Below are 1,958 nucleotides of genomic sequence, written 5' to 3'. Positions count from 1 at the left end.
AGGCCGGCGGCCGCGCGGCGCGCCCGCTCGGTCCAGGGCGGCACCTCGGAGCGCGGATGGGCCCAGGGCAGGCTCTTGACCCGCATGCCGGCCTCGCCCGCCGCCCGCACGCTGCGCGGAAGCGGCGACCAGGCCGCGGCGTCGAGGTAGGCGACCTCCGCCGGCATCTCGAACAGGTGCCGCTGGTAGGCGAGAATGGGAGGAGCGGAGGTGATCGTCGAAAACCTCCCCTCAGGCGGCCCGGCGCCGCTCGGGATAGAGGCCGAGCAGCCCCTCGGTGTCGGCCCGCGCGATGCCGCGCTCGGTGATCAGGCCGGTGACGAGACGGCCGGGGGTGACGTCGAAGGCCGGGTTGGCGACGGGGCTGCCCGGCGAGACCACCTCGACCGTGGCGAAGCCGCCGTCGGCCAGCCGGCCGGTGAGGTGGGTGACCTCGCGCGCGTCGCGCTCCTCGATCGGGATCTCGGCGACGCCGTCTCGCAGGGTCCAGTCGATCGTCGAGAACGGCAGCGCCACGTAGAACGGGATGCCGTTGTCGTGGGCGGCGAGGGCCTTCAGGTAGGTGCCGATCTTGTTGCAGACGTCGCCGGACGCGGTGGTGCGGTCCGAGCCGACGATGCAGAGGTCGACCTGGCCGTGCTGCATCAGGTGGCCGCCGGCGTTGTCGGCGACGACGGTGTGCGGCACCCCGTGGCCGTTGAGCTCGAAGGCGGTGAGCGCGGCACCCTGGTTGCGCGGCCGGGTCTCGTCGACGATCACGTGGACCGGCAGGCCGGCCTCGTGCGCGACGTAGATCGGCGCCAGCGCCGTGCCCCAGTCGACGGTGGCGAGCCATCCGGCGTTGCAATGGGTCAGGACGTTGACGGTCCGGCCGGTCCGCTGCGCGATCTCGGCGATCAGGCCGACGCCGTGGTTGCCGATGGCGCGGCAGCTGGCCACGTCCTCCTCGGCGATGCGGCCGGCCTCGGCGAAGGCGCGGGCGAACCGCTCCGGCGCCTGCACCTGGCGCAGGTTGCCGGCGACGCGGTCGAGGGCCCAGCGCAGGTTGATCGCGGTCGGGCGGGTGGCGGCGAGCGCCGCCACGGCGTGGTCGAGGCCGGCGTTCGAGGCGTCCTCGCGCATGGCGAAGGCGAGGCCGTAGGCCGCGGTCACGCCGATCAGCGGCGCGCCGCGCACCACCATGGTGCGGATCGCGCGTGCGGCGTCGTCGAGGCTCGCCAGCCGCTGCAGCTCGAAGGCGAAGGGTAGGCGGGTCTGGTCGATGACCTGGACGCTGACGCCGTCCGGGTCGGGAAAGATGGTCCTGTAGGGGCGTCCGTCGATCTGCATGGCCCCGGTTTGCCATATCGAATCGCGTTTTGCACCCTCGCGGACGTCCCGCGCGGGATCGCGACGGCGGGGACGGGTCGCGCCCGATCGCCGCGCGTTCCGAGAACGTGCCGCCTCTCGGCGAAGGCCGGCAGGGAGGCGTCAGGACTTTTTCAACCTTAAATGCGCGTTAACGGAAGGGGCCTAGCCTCGGGGTCAGAGTCTCCTTTCGCGTCCGGTCCCGCATGCGCTCGCTTCGCCGCCCCGCGTCGCCCTACGACACCTTCGTCGACACGCTGCGCCCGTTCCTGGCGCGGCGGCTGACGGAACTCGGCGGGCTGGTCCTGTTCACCGGTGCGATCGGGCTGACCGTCGCGCTGGCGACGTGGTCGATCGACGACCCGAGCCTGAACCACGCCACCGACCACCTCGCCCACAACGTCCTCGGCCAGCCCGGCGCCGTGGTCTCGGATCTCGCGATGCAGATCCTCGGCCTCGGAGCGCTCGCCTTCGTGCTGCCGCCGGCCCTGTGGGGCATCCGCCTGATGCGCGAGCGCGACCTGCCGAACGGCGGGATGCGGATCGCGCTCTGGATCATCGGCTTCTGCGCCGCGAGCGCGGTGGCCAGCGCCCTGCCGCCGACCGCCCGC

The 1,958-nt window shown here is 73.0% G+C and carries 2 protein-coding genes; one reads left to right on the top strand and one right to left on the bottom strand.

All coding sequences use genetic code 11. The features are described 5' to 3' along the window. Window positions 1–231: 231 nt before the first annotated feature. Window positions 232–1,329 carry an S-methyl-5-thioribose-1-phosphate isomerase gene (gene mtnA, locus FV222_RS24420; RefSeq protein WP_147764239.1) on the bottom strand — a complete coding sequence of 366 codons (1,098 nt, stop codon included), beginning with the start codon at window positions 1,327–1,329 and terminating at the stop codon, window positions 232–234. A gap of 224 nt (window positions 1,330–1,553) precedes the next feature. Here mtnA and FV222_RS24415 point away from each other — a divergent pair. Further along, a partial coding sequence (locus FV222_RS24415; protein WP_187277459.1) for a DNA translocase FtsK 4TM domain-containing protein occupies window positions 1,554–1,958 on the top strand: 405 nt, incomplete at its 3' end.

Source organism: Methylobacterium sp. WL103, assembly GCF_008039885.1.
GTDB lineage: Bacteria > Pseudomonadota > Alphaproteobacteria > Rhizobiales > Beijerinckiaceae > Methylobacterium > Methylobacterium cerastii.
This window is presented reverse-complemented; position numbering and strand designations above follow the sequence as displayed.